13 protein-coding genes are annotated in these 16,526 nt (G+C 70.9%); 8 read left to right on the forward strand and 5 right to left on the reverse strand.

The annotated features are described in order from the left end of the window. The first annotated feature begins 6 nt into the window (after positions 1-6). Genes cobT through JOD67_RS05520 form a run of 3 tightly spaced genes read left to right on the forward strand, consistent with a single transcriptional unit; the run spans position 7 to position 3,538 of the window. Complete coding sequence (gene cobT, locus JOD67_RS05510) at positions 7-1,593, forward strand: nicotinate-nucleotide--dimethylbenzimidazole phosphoribosyltransferase (RefSeq protein WP_205115910.1); 1,587 nt, start codon at positions 7-9, stop codon at positions 1,591-1,593. After that, positions 1,590-2,369: an adenosylcobinamide-GDP ribazoletransferase gene (gene cobS, locus JOD67_RS05515; protein WP_205115912.1), complete on the forward strand. Its 780-nt coding sequence runs from the start codon at positions 1,590-1,592 to the stop codon at positions 2,367-2,369. The genes cobT and cobS overlap by 4 nt, the downstream gene beginning before the upstream one ends. After that, positions 2,369-3,538, forward strand: coding sequence for an amidase (locus JOD67_RS05520; protein WP_205115914.1), 1,170 nt, complete (start codon positions 2,369-2,371; stop codon positions 3,536-3,538). Before cobS ends, JOD67_RS05520 begins: the two co-directional genes overlap by 1 nt. Here the strand turns inward: JOD67_RS05520 and JOD67_RS05525 are convergent. Beyond that, positions 3,522-3,971 (reverse strand): MarR family winged helix-turn-helix transcriptional regulator, encoded by a 450-nt coding sequence (locus tag JOD67_RS05525; RefSeq protein ID WP_205115916.1) that lies wholly within the window; start codon positions 3,969-3,971, stop codon positions 3,522-3,524. The genes JOD67_RS05520 and JOD67_RS05525 overlap by 17 nt on opposite strands. Before the next feature lie 123 nt (positions 3,972-4,094). Between JOD67_RS05525 and JOD67_RS05530 the strand changes: the two genes are divergently transcribed. The 3 genes from JOD67_RS05530 to JOD67_RS05540 are packed head-to-tail and all read left to right on the forward strand — an operon-like array spanning position 4,095 to position 6,854. After that, complete coding sequence (locus tag JOD67_RS05530) at positions 4,095-4,844, forward strand: DUF4328 domain-containing protein (RefSeq protein ID WP_205115918.1); 750 nt, start codon at positions 4,095-4,097, stop codon at positions 4,842-4,844. 20 nt (positions 4,845-4,864) lie between these two features. After that, the gene (pdxR, locus tag JOD67_RS05535; RefSeq protein WP_307782288.1) at positions 4,865-6,274 is read left to right on the forward strand and encodes a MocR-like pyridoxine biosynthesis transcription factor PdxR; all 1,410 of its coding nucleotides are present in this window, start codon (positions 4,865-4,867) and stop codon (positions 6,272-6,274) included. Between the two features lie 7 nt (positions 6,275-6,281). Further along, on the forward strand, positions 6,282-6,854 hold the full coding sequence (locus JOD67_RS05540; protein WP_205115920.1) for a GNAT family N-acetyltransferase: 573 nt from the start codon (positions 6,282-6,284) through the stop codon (positions 6,852-6,854). 83 nt (positions 6,855-6,937) lie between these two features. Here JOD67_RS05540 and JOD67_RS05545 read toward each other — a convergent pair whose 3' ends face one another. Together JOD67_RS05545 and JOD67_RS05550 are read right to left on the reverse strand one after the other, a co-directional pair. Continuing rightward, complete coding sequence (locus tag JOD67_RS05545; protein ID WP_205115921.1) at positions 6,938-7,804, reverse strand: DUF4328 domain-containing protein; 867 nt, start codon at positions 7,802-7,804, stop codon at positions 6,938-6,940. Positions 7,805-7,853: 49 nt separating this feature from the next. After that, a complete protein-coding gene (locus JOD67_RS05550; protein ID WP_205115924.1) occupies positions 7,854-9,038 on the reverse strand; it encodes an NAD(P)-binding protein in 1,185 nt (394 codons plus the stop codon). Positions 9,039-9,321: 283 nt separating this feature from the next. Here JOD67_RS05550 and JOD67_RS05555 point away from each other — a divergent pair, with 283 nt between their 5' ends. Further along, positions 9,322-11,310 (forward strand): glycoside hydrolase family 13 protein, encoded by a 1,989-nt coding sequence (locus tag JOD67_RS05555; RefSeq protein WP_205115926.1) that lies wholly within the window; start codon positions 9,322-9,324, stop codon positions 11,308-11,310. Positions 11,311-11,469: 159 nt separating this feature from the next. Here the strand turns inward: JOD67_RS05555 and JOD67_RS05560 are convergent, their stop codons facing one another. Further along, entirely contained in the window at positions 11,470-11,895 is a 426-nt protein-coding gene (locus JOD67_RS05560) for a DUF6334 family protein (protein ID WP_205115935.1), read from the reverse strand. A gap of 368 nt (positions 11,896-12,263) precedes the next feature. Here JOD67_RS05560 and JOD67_RS05565 point away from each other — a divergent pair, with 368 nt between their 5' ends. Then, positions 12,264-13,199 (forward strand): RNA polymerase sigma-70 factor, encoded by a 936-nt coding sequence (locus tag JOD67_RS05565; RefSeq protein ID WP_205115937.1) that lies wholly within the window; start codon positions 12,264-12,266, stop codon positions 13,197-13,199. On the opposite strand, the gene JOD67_RS05570 is transcribed toward JOD67_RS05565, so the two are convergent. Next, the gene (locus JOD67_RS05570) at positions 13,196-16,456 is read right to left on the reverse strand and encodes a S8 family peptidase (protein WP_205115939.1); all 3,261 of its coding nucleotides are present in this window, start codon (positions 16,454-16,456) and stop codon (positions 13,196-13,198) included. The two genes, JOD67_RS05565 and JOD67_RS05570, sit on opposite strands and share 4 nt — an antisense overlap. Positions 16,457-16,526 lie beyond the last annotated feature (70 nt).

Here is a 16,526-nt window from a genome sequence, read left to right on the forward strand (position 1 = left end):
GACCCCATGGGCCTGCTCGACGACACTCTTGCGGCGATCGAGCCGCTCGACCGCGACGCGATGCGGCAGGCGCGGGAACGGCACGACCAGCTGGTCAAGCCGCGGGGGTCGTTGGGGCAGCTCGAGGACCTCGCCGAGCAGCTTGCCGGCCTCGCGCGTACGTCTCCGCCGCCGATCCCGGAACGAGCGGCCGTCGTGATCTTCGCCGGCGACCACGGCGTGCACCGGCACGGCGTGAGCCCGTGGCCGCAGGAGATCACCGCGGCGATGGTCGGCACGTTCCTGAACGGGCGCGCGGTCATCAACGCGATCGCGAAGCAGACCGGCGCCACAGTTCGCGTCGTCGACGTGGGTGTCGCCACCGACCTGCCCGACCATCCGCGACTCCGCAAGGAACGGGTCCGGCCGGGCACGGACGACCTGGCCACGGCGCCCGCGATGACGCGAGCCGAGGCGGTCCAGGCCGTCGAGGTCGGCATCCGAACGGCGTCCGAGCTCGTCGCTGCCGGCCACAGCTGCCTGCTCACCGGCGACATGGGCATCGCCAACACCACGCCGGCCGCCGCGCTCGTCGCCGCCTTCACCGGCGCCAGTCCTGAAGACGCGACCGGCCGCGGGACGGGCATCGACGACCCGACCTGGACCACGAAGGTCGCGGTCGTACGCCAGGCCCTCGACCTTCATCGACTCGATCTCGCCGATCCTCTTGGCGTGCTCGCAGCCCTCGGCGGGCTCGAGCACGCCGCGACCGTCGGCTACCTGCTCGGGGCCGCCGCTCTCCGTACGCCCGTCATCCTCGACGGCGTTGCCGCCGCGGCCGCAGCGATCGTCGCCGCCGCGCTCGCGCCGGACGCCACGGGCGCGTTCATCGCCGGCCATCTCTCGCAGGAGCCGGCCGCCCAGCTCGCGCTGGACAAGCTGGCGCTCCGCCCGTTGCTCGACCTGCGGATGCGGCTCGGCGAGGGAACGGGAGCGTCGCTCGCGCTGCCGATCGTGCAGTCCGCCGCCCGCGTCTTGCACGAGGTCGCCACGCTGGACGAGCTCGCCAACCCCACGCCACAAGGCAGACGCGTGCTCATCCTGGGCGGCGCGCGCTCGGGCAAGTCCGTCACCGCCGAGCGCTTCTTAGAGGACGAGCCGTCCGTCACCTACGTCGCCACGGGCGCTGTCCCCGACCTGGACGACCCGGAGTGGGCCGAACGCGTCGCCGTTCACCGCGCCCGCCGACCAACGACCTGGCAGACGCACGAGACCCGCGACGTCGCGGCGCTGCTGACCCAGCCGGCCGCCGAACCGCTGCTGATCGACTGCTTCACGACCTGGCTCGCCGGCGAGCTGGACGCGGCCGGCAGCTGGACCGACCACCCCGACGACGACGCATTGCAAGCCCGCGTCGACAGCGCGATCTCCGCCTGGACCGGGACAACCCGGTACGTCGTCGCGGTCAGCAACGAGGTCGGCTCCGGCATCGTCCCGGCCACCCCGTCGGGGCGGCGGTTCCGCGACGAGCTCGGCGCGCTCAACGCCCGGCTCGCCGCGGCGGCGGACGAGGTGTGGTTCGTCACCGCCGGCATCCCGCAGAGGTTGCGATGAGGCTCGCGCTCGCGATGTTCACGGTGTTCCCCGTGCCCGGCGCGGAGTCGTACGTCGTCGACCGCACGACCGCCCGGCGCGCTGTCCTCTGGCTGCCGCTCGTTGGCGCCGCGCTCGGAGCGGTTGCCGCCTTGCCCGCTTGGGGAATCGCGACGGCGGTCGACAACGCGCTCGGCTCCCTCCTCGGCGCGGCGGTCGCGGTCACCGTTCTCGCGCTCGCGACCCGCGGCCTGCACCTGGACGGGCTCGCCGACACCGCGGACGGCCTCGGCAGCCACGCCGAACCCGAACGTGCGCTCACGATCATGCGCCAACCCGACATCGGCGCGTTCGGCGTCGCCGCGATCGCGTTCACCCTGCTGCTGCAGACCACCGCGCTCGCCGCGCTGCTGCACGCCAGCCCGCTCCTCGGTGGTGTCGCGCTCGTCTGCGCCGCGTTCACCGGACGACTCGCCGTCGTCCTCGCCGCGGGCCGAGACGTCAAGCCCGCAAGGCCGGACGGCTTCGGCGCGCTCGTCGCCGGCAGCCTCGGCCCGCGACTGCAGACCGGCTACCTCCTCGCCGCCGTGGTGATCTGGGTCCTTCCCGCGCTCGACGGGCGCAACGAGCTCGCGCTCGGGCTCACCGGCGCCGTCGTCGCGGGGCTGCTCGTCACCGACCTGTTCCGCCGTCACGCCGTACGCCGGATCGGCGGGATCACCGGCGACGTGTTCGGCGCCCTCATCGAGCTGGGCACCACCGCCGCCCTGCTCACGATCGCCTTGGTGGTGGGCTGATGGACATCGACGAGCTATGTTCCCGGATCGATACGGTCGACGCGGATCTGCACGCGTTCGTCGCCGAGCCGGGCCGGCGGGATCGGCTGCTTCGGGAGATGGGTGAGCATCCACTGCCGATCGGGGTCAAGGACGTCATCCACGTCGCGGGCCTCCCCACCGCTGCCGGCTCGAACCTTCCGCCCGACGTGCTCACCGGCGACGAGGCGCCCGTCGTCACCCGGCTCAAGGAGCACGGCGCGCTGGTGGTCGGGAAGACCGTTACCGCCGAGTTCGCGTTCCAGGCGCCGGGCGAAACCCGCAACCCCCACAACCGAAACCACACGCCGGGCGGCTCGAGCAGCGGGTCCGCGGCGGCCGTCGCCGCTGGTCTCGTCCCCGCCGCGCTCGGTACCCAGACCGTCGGCTCGGTGATCCGGCCGGCAGCGTTCTGCGGCATCGTCGGGTTCAAGCCGACGTACGGGCGGATCAGCACCGAGGGCGTGATCGCGAACGCGCCCTCGTTCGACACCGTCGGCGTGCTCGCCGCCTCCGTCGGCTGGGTGGAGCGGGTCGCGGCGATCGCCTGTGCTGGTTGGACGCCTGCTGCTGCTGAGGGCCGTCCCGTGCTCGCCGTACCGATCGGTGCGTACCTCGACCAGACCGAGCCCGAGGCCCGCGTGGCGTTCTTCGAGCAGGTGAACGCCCTGCGGGACAAGGGATTCGAGGTCCGCGAGGTGCCAGCGCTGGACGACATCGAGGTGGTCGCCGCGCGCAACCGGACGATCAACCTGTACGAGCTGGCCCGCGTGCACGAGCGCTGGTTCGACTCGTTCGCGTCCCTGTACGAGGCACGCACGGCCACCGGCGTCCGCGAGGGGCGGAAGATCGCGACGGACGAGTACGAGGCGGCGCTGCGCGATCGCGAGCGCTACGCCGAGGAACTGGTCGCGGGCATGGACGCGTTCGACGTCTGGGTCGCGCCGTCGGCACCCGGCCCCGCGCCGGACAGCCTGGCCACGACCGGGAACGCCACGATGAACCTGCCCTGGACGCAGGCACGGCTGCCGGTCGTCGGGCTGCCGGCGGGGAAGCTGGACGGCCTGCCACTCGGGCTGCAGTTCGTCGCGAGGCCGCACCACGACGAGCAGCTCGTCGCGTGGGCGGCTGAGCTCAGTCGGAGTCTTTGAGCAGGTTCTCGCGGATCTGGGTGAGCGTCTTGATCAGCTCGCCGCGTTGCTCGTCGGAGAGTCCCGCGAGCGCTCGTTCGGACAGCACGGCCATCTCGGCGTCGAGGATCTTCTCCAGCGACTTGCCGTGCGTGGTGAGAAAGAGCCGGACCAGGCGGCGGTCGCGGGCATCGGGCTTGCGGGTGAGGATGCCGGCGGCCTCCATGCGGGTCGCCGCCTTCGTGACCGTCGGGGTCGCGAGCCCGAGCCGGCGGGCCAGATCCCCGGGCGTGAGGCCGTCCTCTTCCCACAACAACTTGAGGATGAACTGCTGCCCCTCGCGCACCCCATGCTTGCGATTGGCGGCGTCGGAGGCTTCCCACATGGCGCGCTTGGTCGACCAGAAGACCGTCTGGAACTGCTCAGTCGGCGCAGCCTCGGGTGTCTCGCTCACGACGTCCTCATCATTCGAAGGTAGCAGGGCGTCACCCAGGGGCCGGGGCACTTTGGTCAAACCGGCCCCGTCCGGAACGGCAGCGGTCTACCTTGGCGGACACCGTTTCAGCAGGGGGATGCCATGTCCGACCAGCCACCGCCGTACGTCCATCCGCAGCCGCAGCCCACCCCGTGGGCGAGCCCGGCCGCGCCTCTCGCACCACCCGTGCCGCCGAAGCCAATCCGCCCGATCAACGGTCTCGCGGTCCTGGCCGTAGCCGGGCTCGTGGTGTGGTTCCTCACCAACCTCGCCGCGGTCGTCGTGAGCGTGCTGCGCTACTTCCTGATCGAGCAGTTCATCGTGGACCAGAACGCGGTGCCGATCGCCGACCTCGAGGCGAGCGACGCGGCGTACCAGCTCACCGGCGTCCTCGAGCTCGCCGGTTACGTGGTCGCCGGGGTGCTGTTCATCGTGTGGCTGTTCCGTGCCCGCGCCAACGCGGAGGCGATCCTCCCGTTCCAGCACCGGCTCGCCAAGCCGTGGCTGGTGTTCGGCTGGATCGTGCCGATCATCGCCTGGTGGTTCCCCAAGAACATCGTCGACGACATCTGGAAGACCAGCGACCCCGCCATGACCCAGCGCAATCCCAAGGCCGGCGGTGGTGGGCCGAAGATCGTGCTCGTCTGGTGGCTGGTCTTCTTGCTGGGCACGTGGGTCGGCAACGCGGTCATGCGGTCGATCGTCGGCGCGGAGACGCTCGAGGACATCCAGGTGGCGGCGGGTGCCGAGGTGGTCCTCGCCCCGGTCAGCTGGGCGGGCGCGATCCTCGCCGTCGTGGTGATCGCCCGGCTCAGCAAGCTGCAGGAGAGCCAGCGCCTCGGGCGGGCGTGACCACCGTACGATCAGCAACTGTGGCGACCGCTCGGACCAACCTGGCCTGGGACACGCTGCTCGATCTCGGCGACGCGCGTACCGGGCCACTGCACGACCGGCTGACCCGGGCACTCCGCTCGGCCATCCGGTCGGGTCGGATCGCGCCCGGCAGCGCGCTGCCCCCGAGCCGCACGCTCGCCACCAGCCTCGGTTGCTCCCGCTGGGTCGTGACCCAGGCGTACGAGCAACTCGTCGCCGAGGGCTACCTCACCGCCCGCACCGGCAGCGCCACCCGCGTCGCCGAGGTCGGCGCGGCGCCGGACGACCGGTCGCCGATCCAGCGGCAGCCGCGCGTCCCCGCCTCGACGCAGTACGATCTCGCGCCCGGTCTGCCCGATCTGCGCGAGTTCCCCCGCCAGCGCTGGGCGGAGGCCGTACGCACCCAGCTCACCACGGTCCCGTACGCCGACCTCGGCTATCCCGAGCCGGGCGGCTCGCAGCGGCTGCGCGAGATGCTCACCGAGTACCTCCAGCGCGTGCGCGGCGCCGTCCTCGCCGCGTCCGACATCACGATCTGTACGAGCGTCACCGACGGCGTCGCCCGGCTGTGCCGCGCGCTGCTCGCCGCGGGGCACACCCACCTCGCGGTCGAGGACCCCGGCTGGACCCGGCTGCGGCAGACCGTCGAACGGGTCGGGCTCACCACTGTCGGGATCCGGGTCGACGACCTCGGCTTCCGCGTCGAGGACCTCGCCTCGCAGCCGTCCGTACGCGCCGCGCTGCTCACGCCCGCGCACCAGTTCCCCACCGGGGTCGTCCTCGCTCCGGCCCGCCGCGCCGCGCTGCTCGAGTGGGCCCGCAGGGTCGACGGGATCGTGCTCGAGGACGACTACGACGCTGAGTTCCGGTACGACCGCCGGCCGGTCGGCGCGCTGCAGGGTGCCGAGCCGTCGCGGGTCGCGCTGTTCGGCTCGCTGTCGAAGACGCTGTCGCCCGCGCTCGGCCTCGGCTGGATGGTGACGCCGGCGCGCTGGTCCGAGGCGATGCGCTCACCGGAACTCGGCGGGCCGTCGCCCTCGGCGCTGGACCAGCTGGCGTTCGCGGCGTTCGTCGAGTCCGGCGGGTACGACCGCTTCCTCCGCGCGTCCCGGACGCGGTACCGCAAGCGGCGCGACGTGCTGGTCGAGGCTCTCGCCGCCAAGCTGCCCGACTGCGAGCTGTCCGGCGTCGCCGCGGGTCTGCATCTCGTTCTGCGCCTCGACCCCGCCCGCACCGTCGCGGCCAAGGTCGTCCGTCGCGCCGCTCACGCAGGCGTCCACGTCGTCGACCTGGACGCGTACCGCCTGGAGCCCGACCCCGAGTCGCCCGGCCTCGTGCTCGGGTACGGCAACCTCCCGGACAGCGCCATCGAGCCCGCCGTCGACCGCCTCGCCGCCGCGATCGACTAGGGCTGCCATGACTGAGCCGTACACCGTCCGCGCGCTCGACGCGTCGACCTGGGACGCCTTCGCGGAGCTGGTCGAGCGCAACGGCGGCGTCATGGGTGGCTGTTGGTGCCAGAACAACCACCGCCAACCCGGCCTCGACTCACCCGAGGCCAAGCGCGCGGCCAAGCAGGAACGGGTCCGCACCGACCGCGCCCACGCCGCGCTGGTCTTCGACGCGGACGGCCTCGCGCAGGGCTGGGCGCAGTACGGCAGCCCCGAGGAGCTCCCCGGGATGACCCACCGGCACGCGTACGAGCAGGACCCGCCGCCTCGAGCGGACTGGCGCATCATCTGTGTCTTCGTGGACAAGAAGCACCGCAGGCAGGGCATCGCGCGTGCCGCGGTCGAAGGGGCGGTGGAGCTGATCGCCGCGGCAGGTGGCGGCAGGATCGAGGCGATCTCGCAGGCGACGGCCGGGCGAGGCAGGGCGCCGTTCCTGTTCTCCGCGACGGTGGAGGTGTTCGAGCAGAACGGGTTCGAGCGCGTACGCCAGGTCGGCAAGCACTCCTGGATCCTCAGCCGGGTGCTCGACCCCGCCTGAGCTCCTCCTGCATCGACGCGATCCGCCACCCAGTCGCGATCGCGAGACCGGCGGCCACGAGGGCGTCCAGCGTGAGCACGACGTCATTCGACCGGCACCTCCTGCCGCTGCCGCTCCTGCAGCGCGGTGATCCGCCAGACGATCACGACCCACACGATCGCGCCGAGAACGAACAGCCCGACGAGCCCGTCCTGCAACGGCACGGTCAGCTCCGGGCTCGACGCCATCCCGGCCACCAGACCGATGAGCGTGTAGCTCGACAGCACGACCAGCCACCAGACGTTGACGATCACCTTCGAACGCGTGCGCACCATCGGGTCCCGGCTGGTGCTCTTCGGGTCGCTGGTCTGCCAGATGTCGTCGACGATCTGCTTCGGGAACCACAGAAACACCGGCGGCACGATCCAGCCGAGGATGATCCACAGCTTGTGCCGGCGGTGGTCGTACGGCGCGAGCGCCTCAGCGTTCGACCGCGCCCGGAACGTCCACAGCCAGCTGATGACGGTGAGGACGGTGCTGAGCAGCATGGTGGCCAGAGCGGCGGTGAACAGCGAGCGGTTGGCGGCGACGAACGCCTCGGAGTCGAACGTCTCCATCAGCTTCGGGTCCGCGATCAATGGCTCGATCGTGGCCTGGAGCTCGGGCATCCGCTCGCGCGCCATCAGGAACGTCACCACGATGGTCGCGAGGTACAGCAGCGTGAACGCGATCACCGCGCTGCGCAGCCCGGCGATCGGGCGGACCTGCCGCCACTCCGGCGGCGGCTGGTACAGGTGGTACGCCGGGATGCCGATCGGGACGACGATCCGCTCGGGAAGGGGAACCGGTGCCGGCGGTGGTGCCATCGTCGCGACCGTGCGCTGCGGGGAGGGTGCGGGCGCGTGGATCGGCTCCTCGCAGGTCTCGCAGACGGCAGGCGGCAGCGGGTGACCGCAGTGCGGGCAGTTCATGTGCTCCCCCAGGTGGGCGCGCCCCCTCCCGGGCGACGCCCGACCTAAGCTAGCCGGCGGCTGACCTGCGTGTATGCGATTTCTCCAGATTGTCACCCAGCCGATCGACGGCGAGTTTCGCCGCCTCGCGGGCACTCGCGATCGCCACCTCGGACAGCAGCCCGGGTGCCGCGACCTGGTCGCCGACCAGGTAGACGCCGTCGCCACGGTCGATCGCGGGGCGGTCGCGCCAGGTCGTCCCGGGCAGGTCGAGCGCGCCCGTACGGCAGTGCGCGATCGCCTCGCGCCGCCAGGTGACGCGGTCCCGCCAGCCCGGCATCGCGAGATCGATCAGCCCCTCCAGCCGGGCGATCCCGTCCGCCTTCGACTCGCCCGGCCGCAACGGCTGCTGGGCCTGGACGAGCGACTCGCCGGCGGGCACGACGGACGGGTCCGCGGCGCTGAACCGTTCGTAGAACGCCGCCTGGTCGAGGTCGAAGACGAGGAACAGGTCGCGCTTGTCCTGGCGTACGGCGAGATCCAGCAGCGCGGTCCGGCCGCTCTCCCAGCGCAACGTGTCGTCGCCGAGCAGCTGCCGGGCCGCGTCGAGCGAGGTGGCCACGATTGTCGGGCCGTCGGGGATGGTGTCGACGCGGTGCCCGGTGTGGATCCGGACGCCGAGCTGGCGCGCGTGCGCGGCGAACTTGCCGACGGTCGCCTGCCAGCCGCCGAGGACGTACCGCGCGCTCGGGTACTTGAGCGCGGTCGTCCGCAGGAAGCGCTCCCAGCCGAACGCGGCGGACAACCTTCCGGCGTCGTGGTCGAACGTGACCGCGCCGAGGAGGCCCGCCATCAGCCGTGCCGACTCGGCCCCGAACTGCTCGCCCGCCCAGTCGCGCAGCGACCGGTCGACGGGCGCGACGACCTTGCGCTTGACCAGGAGTTTCGCCAGGTCACTGGGCGGAAGCGCCACGAGCCTGCCCTGGTGCCGGAACCGCAGCTTCGCGAGCGCGCCGAGGGGTGCGCGTGCCGCCGGTGTGACGAGGCCGCGACTCGCCAGCCAGCTCCAGTGCGGGCCGTTGTCGTAGAAGACGTGCGGCCCGTCGTTCGCTGTGTACGGTCCCTCGCTCGACCGGGCGCGGCCGCCGAGCGTCTGGTGTCCCTCGTACAGGTCGACGGACGCGCCCTGCTCGGCCGCGGCGATCGCCGCGGTGAGGCCGCCGAGTCCGCCGCCGACGACGGTGATGGATTCCATGTCCGCTCCCTTGTTGGTGTCGTACCAGGACGACGCCCTCTGGCAGCTTGTGACATCACGCTGTGCTTATGGCGACCGCTCGCACGCGTCGGCCGCGGGCGGCCTAGCGGCATCGGGTCGCGGTGCTCGGCGGCGTCGGGTGGCCCTGCGGCGACCAGATGGGGCCTTCGGCCGAAGGGATCGTCCTCGGACCCCGGAAGCCGACGACGCCGAGCGTGGTGGCAGGGGCCAGGTTCGCCGGGCAGTCTTGTCTCGGGGGCTCGGCGGCGGTCATAGTGCTCGGATGAGACGGCTGCTGCTGGGCTTGGTTGTGCTCGCGCTCTCCTTGTTCTCATTCGTCGTGCCCAGCGCGCCTGCCTGGGCGGCGGCTGCCGACAACAACGTGGAGTGGAACGGGTTGTTCCACGACCAGGGGCCGTTGTACGCGAGCACGTCGGAGCCGACCTGCTCGACGGCGGTGACGGTGACGGTGCGGACGTTCCGTACCGACGTCACCAGCGCGAACGTGAAGTACTACGACAGCGCGGACTCCTCGTTCCACTGGGTGCCGATGGCGTGGGTGGCGAACGACGCGACCGGGCGCTTCGACCGGTGGGCCGGAACGATCCCGGCGAGCTGCTCGGCGAAGTACTACCGGCTGCAGGTCAACGACGGCTCGGACACCGACTGGTACAACGCGGCGGGTGTCTCGGACAACGAGCCCTCGCAGCAGGACTTCTACGTTCTGCCTGGGTTCAGCACGCCGGCGTGGGCCAAGGCCGCGATGATCTACCAGGTCTTTCCGGAGCGTTTCTCCAACGGGGACACGGCAAACGACGTGACGACGGGCGAGTACACGTTCTTCGGCGCGCCGACGCAGCAGAAGGCGTGGGGCGAGTCGGTGTTCGCGACGGCTCCGGCGGTGAACTCCTCGGTGTTCTTCGGCGGCGACCTGCAGGGCGTACGGCAGCGCGTCGGCTACCTGAAGAACACGCTCGGCATCAACACCGTCTACCTGAACCCGATCTTCACCTCGCCGTCGAACCACAAGTACGACACGCAGGACTACGACAACGTCGACCCGCACCTCGGCGGCAACGCGGCCTTCTCCGGCCTGGTGTCCGACCTGCACTCGTCGTCGAACGGCCCCACGGCGCGGATCGTTCTCGACGGCGTCTTCAACCACAGCGGCAGTTGGGCGAAGTGGTTCGACCGCGGCAACGTCTGGCCGTCGGTGACCGGAGCGTACGAGTCGCAGGCGAGTCCGTACTCCGGCTTCTACACGTTCCAGAGCTGGCCCGACCAGTACTCGAGCTTCTTCAACTCCACTCCCAGCATGCCGAAGTACGACTTCGCCTCGTCCGCCGTTCGCTCTGCCCTGTATGGGTCGACGACCTCGGTCGCGCAGAAGTGGCTGCGTCAATCCGGAGTTGACGGCTGGCGGTTGGACGCGCCGCAGTACGCGGACGCCGGCGGTGGCAACGGGTCGAACGCGACGAACCACGGGATCTGGCGCGAGTTCCGTACGGCAGTGAAGGGCGCCAACCCGAACGCACTGATCTTCGGCGAGTACTGGGGCAACGCGCAGCCGTGGGTGACGGGCGGCGAGTGGGACGGGGCGAGCAACTTCGACGGCTTCACCCAGCCGGTGTCGCAGTGGATCACCGGGCGCGACTACTCCAACAATGCTGCCTCACTGAGCACCTCGGCGTTCGACGCGTGGCTGCGCGGGACTCGGGCCAACTACCCGACGCCCGCGCTGCGCACGATGAGCAACCACCTGTCGAACCACGACATCACCCGCTTCGGCACCCGAGCGGGCGGGGACATCTGGAAGACGTACCTCGCGCACTTCTTCCAGTTCACGTACGTGGGGATGCCCACGGTCTACTACGGCGACGAGTACGGGATGCAGGGTGGAGCGGACCCGGACAACCGGCGTACGTTCGACTGGTCCCAGGCAACCACCGCGAACACCTCGGTCGCGCTGGTCCAGAAGCTGGCGTCGATCCGTAAGCAGTACTCGGCGTTGCGAACGGGCTCGTTCCAAACCCTCGCGGTCGACGACGCGACCAAGCTCTACGCCTTCGGCCGAGCCGACGCGGCGAACCGCATCGCCGTGGTGCTGAACAACGACTCGGCGACCAGGACGTACACCGTCCCGGCCTATCAGCTGTCCGTGCCCGACGGCGCCACCATGAAGGACGCCATCACCGGCACCACCTACCCAGTCTCAGCCGGCAACGTGACCGTGACAGTCCCCGGCCACTACGGCGCGATCCTCGTCAATTAGCCCGGGACATCGCGGGTAGACAAGGCGGGTCCGCCAGGAGGTGGAAGCTCCCAACGGACCCTCGACCGGACCTTCCGGTGAAAGGACCGACCGTGGCAGACATCTTGCACTCCCACGCGCCGGAGCGCATCAGCGCCCTGCTCGTCACGAGGTGCGAGCTCAGCTCGACAGGTAGGGCGTCTCGAGCGGCGTCACGTGGTTGACCTGGATCGCCACGTTCATGGCCACCAGCTGGATCCGCACGGAGCCGCCGCGGTCGGTGTCGGCGAACTCGAACTGAATCGCGTCCTCGTAGCCGTCCTGGTTCTCCAGCAGCCAGACCCACCGGGCGTGCTTGCCCAGTGCCGCGGCCCACGGGAAGTGCGTGGACACGTTCGCCGACTCGTAGGTCTCGACCACGGCCGAGACCGGCCCGATCTCGAGCGTCGAGTCGTCCTCGTTGACCCGGATCAGCCACTCGCCGCCGGTGAAGCCGAGCCGGATCGCGGAGATCTCCTTCGGCGCCACCTTGTCGAACAGGTACGTCACGACCTGGAGGTCGCCGCCCTCCTCGGACATGCGTTCGAACTCGTCGGCCTGGCTCATCGTTACCCTTCTGAACGGTCACACTCGGCGCACGGAGCCTACTTGCCGCGGTACTTCTGCGCCGTCGGTCGCCGCCGATCTCGCCCTCAACCCATCGCCGGGCTGAGCAGCAGACCGTACGCACCGTGCCAACGGCGCGACGAGCCGTGAGCGGTTTCTCCACAGCGACCCCCCGTTCCGGTGGCGACCGAGCCGCGGATCCGGCATCCTCGTCTGAATGACCGGGCGAGGCCACCCTCGCCGACGCACTGCCCCCACGGGTCGAGTAGGGACAGCGCGAGGCGAGGGAAGGCCACCCGGGAGATGTCACGCCACGCCGCGCTACCCCGTCGTACGGCCGAAGGCCGATCCGGGAGACGATGGCAGCGATGACCGAACCCGCCACCGCCGCGTTCGAGCAGCAGCGTGACCTGCTGCTCGGCGTCGCCTATCGCGTCCTCGGCCGATGGTCCGACGCCGAGGACGTCGTCCAGGACGCCTGGCTGCGGTGGAGCACGGTCGACCACGACGAGGTGCAGGACGCCCGCGCGTTCCTGGTCCGCGTCACGACCAGGCTCGCGCTCGACCGGCTGAAGAGCGCGCAGGCGAGGCGCGAGGCGTACGTCGGTCCCTGGCTGCCCGAGCCGATCCTCACCACGCCCGACGTCGCCGACGACATCGCGCTCGCGGACTCGGTGAAGTTCGCGATGCTCGTCGTGCTCGAGACGCTGTCGCCGCTGGAGCGGGCGGTGTTCGTCCTCCGCGAGGCGTTCGCGTTCTCCTACGCCGAGATCGCCGAGACGCTCGACCGCAACGAGGATGCCGTACGCCAGTTGGCCAAACGCGCCCGCGAGCACGTCCGGGCACGCCGCCCGCGGTACGAGACCGACAAGGCCACCCAGCGCCGCGTCACCGACGGCTTCCTCACCGCCACGATGAACGGCGACCTCGCCGCGCTCATGAAGCTGCTCGCCCCCGACGTGGTGCTCAACTCCGACGGCGGCGGCATCGTCCGCGCGGCGCTGCGCCCGATCGAGGGTGCGGACAAGGTCGGCCGGTTCATGGTCGGTGTGCACAAGAACGCGCCCGCCGACGCGCATGCCTACCTCGCGCACGTGAACGGCGAGCCCGCCTTGGTGGTCACTTCGGCGGGCGCGCCGTTCGCCGTGGTCTCCTTCGACATCGACGGCGATCAGATCGCCGCCCTGCACTTCGTGGTCAACCCAGAGAAGCTGGGAGCCATCGCCGGCATCGAGCAGGTCGGCGAGGAGATCTTCTTCGAGGTCGTGTCGCGCGCCAGGCGATCTTTGCCAGACACGGCCTAACGCAGGGCGTACGCGCGGATCACGGTCTGGTCCACGCCCGTCCCGGAACGGTCGTGCGCCTTCACCCGCACCGACACGAAGCCGCCGCTCGACGGGTGCCTGACATCCGCGGTCCACCGGTTCTTCCCGGCGCTCCGCACCTTCGCCGACGTCCAGGTCGCGCCGTCGTCGTACGACAACTGCAGCGTCACCGTCGACAGCCACGGCAGCCCGCCCGTCTTGATGATCCGCGCGTCGTCAGCGACGAGCTCGAGTCGGAACGGCTTGCCCGCAGGCGCCGTGTTCCGCAGGTCGAACGCGCCGGACACCCGCATCGTCACCAGCGGCGGCGCCGTGTCGTCGGCCAGCGCGTACGGGAACGTCCACGTCGCCTCCTCGCGGAGCCCGTGCCGCGTCCCCGGCTCCCGCGTGGTGACGGCGTGGAACGCGTACCGCTCCTCCGTCGCCGGCATCGGGAAGCAGCTGGCGACGTCGTCGGCCTCGCCGATCAGCTCGCCGTTCTGGTGCAACGTCACCCGCGTCGTGTCCCCGGGCAGCTGCCAGAGCGCGTTCGCCGGCGCCATCGGGTACGTGACGAGGAACATGTGTCCCGACCCGACCCCGCACTTCGGCCCGAAGGCGTCCACGACGGGCCCGATCGCCCCGGCGTTGAACGCGAAGCTCGACCGCCGTCCCGCGCGCAGCGGCGGATCCATGGCGTTCTCGGTGAAGTCCGGAGCGTCCATCCACCGCATCATCGGCTGCTCGCCCGGCTTACCGACCACCGAGTAGAGCTCCAGCCTCTTGCCCGGCAGCGCGATCGGGTACGAGCCACCGCCGCTGGGGAAGCCTTCGCCGGCCAGGCCGACGACGGTGAACCGGCTTCCCTCCACGTCGCCGGAGTTGTAGTGGTAGCTGGTCTCGAGCGCGGCCAGCCGCCGGTCGTACACGCGGTACGTCGGTTGCTCGGGGATGCGCCCGTTCGTCAACAGAGCAAGGTGATACGCCTTCGGCGCCGCGCGGGCGCCGAGTGGTTCGGCGCGGATCGTCCGGTAGTAGAACGCGTACGAGCGACCACGCACGCGCTCGGTCGGCAGCGCGTACAGCCCGACGCTCGGGTCGTCCGAGCCCGTCCCGGAGATGACCTGGTGCTCCCCGATCTTCTCGGTCGTCCCGATGAGGTCGAAGCCGAACTTCTCCGCCTTCGGGCTGTCGACCGTCGTCGCGCTCACCCGCTCGGCACGCCGGGCGTCGGCGACGAGCGAGACGTCGCCGTTCACGCTGACGGTCGGGTACGAGAGGTACGTCGCGTCGGCGTAGGTTCCGTCGGCCTGCAGCGTGTCCACGTACACCTGCACGGTGTAGCGGCCGGCCGGCACGCGCGCCTTGATCTTGCCCTGGCTGACGTGGATCGGGACGTACTCGCCGGTCTCCAGGTCGATCACGTCGACCCAGTGCAGGTTCTCGATCGACGTGCCGGTCGGCTTGCCCGCCCGGTCGATGCCGGCGACGGAGATCGTGTGCAGCTTCGGCTCGCGGACCAGGCCGATCGGTACGCCGACACCGACGCCGTCGGCCGTACGCGCCTCGAGCCTGGCGCCGAACCGGCCGAGCTCGGTCTTGGTCGGGTCGAGCCGTACGGCCACCTCCGCCGTGCCGTTCGCCGGCACCGCGACGGACGACTTGTCGAGACCGAACGCGCCAGTCGGCGCCGCGGTCGTCAGCGTCAAGGCGAGGTTGACAGCAGCGGATCCGTCGTTGCGGAACGTCACCGTACGCGTCGTCGCCGCGTCGCTCAGCAGTGCGGACACGCTGCCCGGCGAGGCCGAGATCGTCGTGTCGCCTGCCTGGGGAACGTTCACCAACCCCGCGCCCTGGTGGAAGACGGGGTCGTTCGCGTTCGGCACCGCAGTATTGACGAGCGCGGCCTTGAGCCGCGGCCCGGACCACGCCGGGTGCTGCTGCGCGAGGATCGCGGCCGCGCCGGCGACGTGCGGCGAGGCCATCGACGTACCCGAGGCGCGTACGTAGTGCTCGCCCACGAGCTCGCCGATCTGCGTGTCCGCCGCGCGCGCCGCCGCGATGTCCACGCCGGGCGCGGTGAGGTCGGGCTTGATCGCACCGTCGCCGACCCGCGGACCCTTGCTGGAGAAGTCGGCGACCGCACCCTCGCGGTCGATCGCGCCGACGGTGAGGGCGGCCTCGGCCACGCCGGGGATCGTCACCGACTCGTCGTGCGCGCCGAACTCGTCGAAGCCGTTGTTGCCGGCCGCGACGACGAACAGCGTGCCGGTCCGCTCGGAGATCTCGTCCAACGCCAGCGAGACCGGGTCGGTGCCGTCGCTCGGGATCCCGCCGCCGACGCTCATATTGACGACCTTGGCGTGCTGCGACACCCACTCCATGCCGGCGATCAGCCAGGAGAACTGACCCTGGCCGGAGTCGTCGAGGACCTTGCCGATGACGAGCTTCGCGTCCGGCGCCACTCCCTTGTACTTGCCGTCGGACGCGGTGCCGTCGCCGGTGATGATCGACGCGACGTGCGTACCGTGCCCGGCCTTGTCGACCACGCCGCTCTCACTGCTGGAGAAGTCCTTCGACGCGACGACCGAGCCAGCGAGGTCGGGGTGGGTCTCGTCGATGCCGGTGTCCAGTACGCCGACTGAGATGCCCCTGCCCGTAAGGCCTTTCGCCCACATCGCGGGTGCGCCGATCTGCTGCACGCTCTGGTCGAGGTGCGCCTTGACCTTGCCGTCGAGCCAGATCTTGTCGGCGTCGGCACGGTCCGCCCAGAAGTCGTCGGCCCGGTCCTTGCGCGCGGTCAGCGCGGCGCCGCCGATCGAGGTCAGCGGCCGGGAGACCGTCGTTCCGTCGAGCGTGGTGGCTCGTTGGCCGCGGTACCGCACGATCAGCGGCAACGTCGTCCGCGTGGCGTCGCCGTACCCGTCCCGCAGCAGCCCGGTGATGTCGAACAGCCGCGCGTCCAGCTTGCCGGACGCCACGAGCGGCGCCGCGTCGGCGGGCAGGATCGACAGCTGGTCGCCGCGGGAGCGGTGGATGAACGGAACCCGTTCGCGACCCTCGCCCGGCTCGACGGTCGCCGTCCGGCGACCCTCGCGGTCGGTTCGTACCCGGACGACGTCGCCGGTGACCAGCGTGATCGCCTGCCCGGCCGAGGGAGTGGAAGGTGGTGGCGCCGACTGCGCCGGACTGCCGATCGTCGTGGCGAGCAGCGCGGCCACCGTGACCGCGCCGACGCCGAGAATGCCCCGCTGCATGCATGCTCCCGAGTAAGAGGAAGTGCTGCCCGTCGGCAGTACTTGCTCAGATCGGGGCAACCCCTTCTCC

Origin of the sequence: Tenggerimyces flavus (assembly GCF_016907715.1) — a bacterium.
GTDB classification, from domain to species: Bacteria; Actinomycetota; Actinomycetes; order Propionibacteriales; family Actinopolymorphaceae; genus Tenggerimyces; species Tenggerimyces flavus.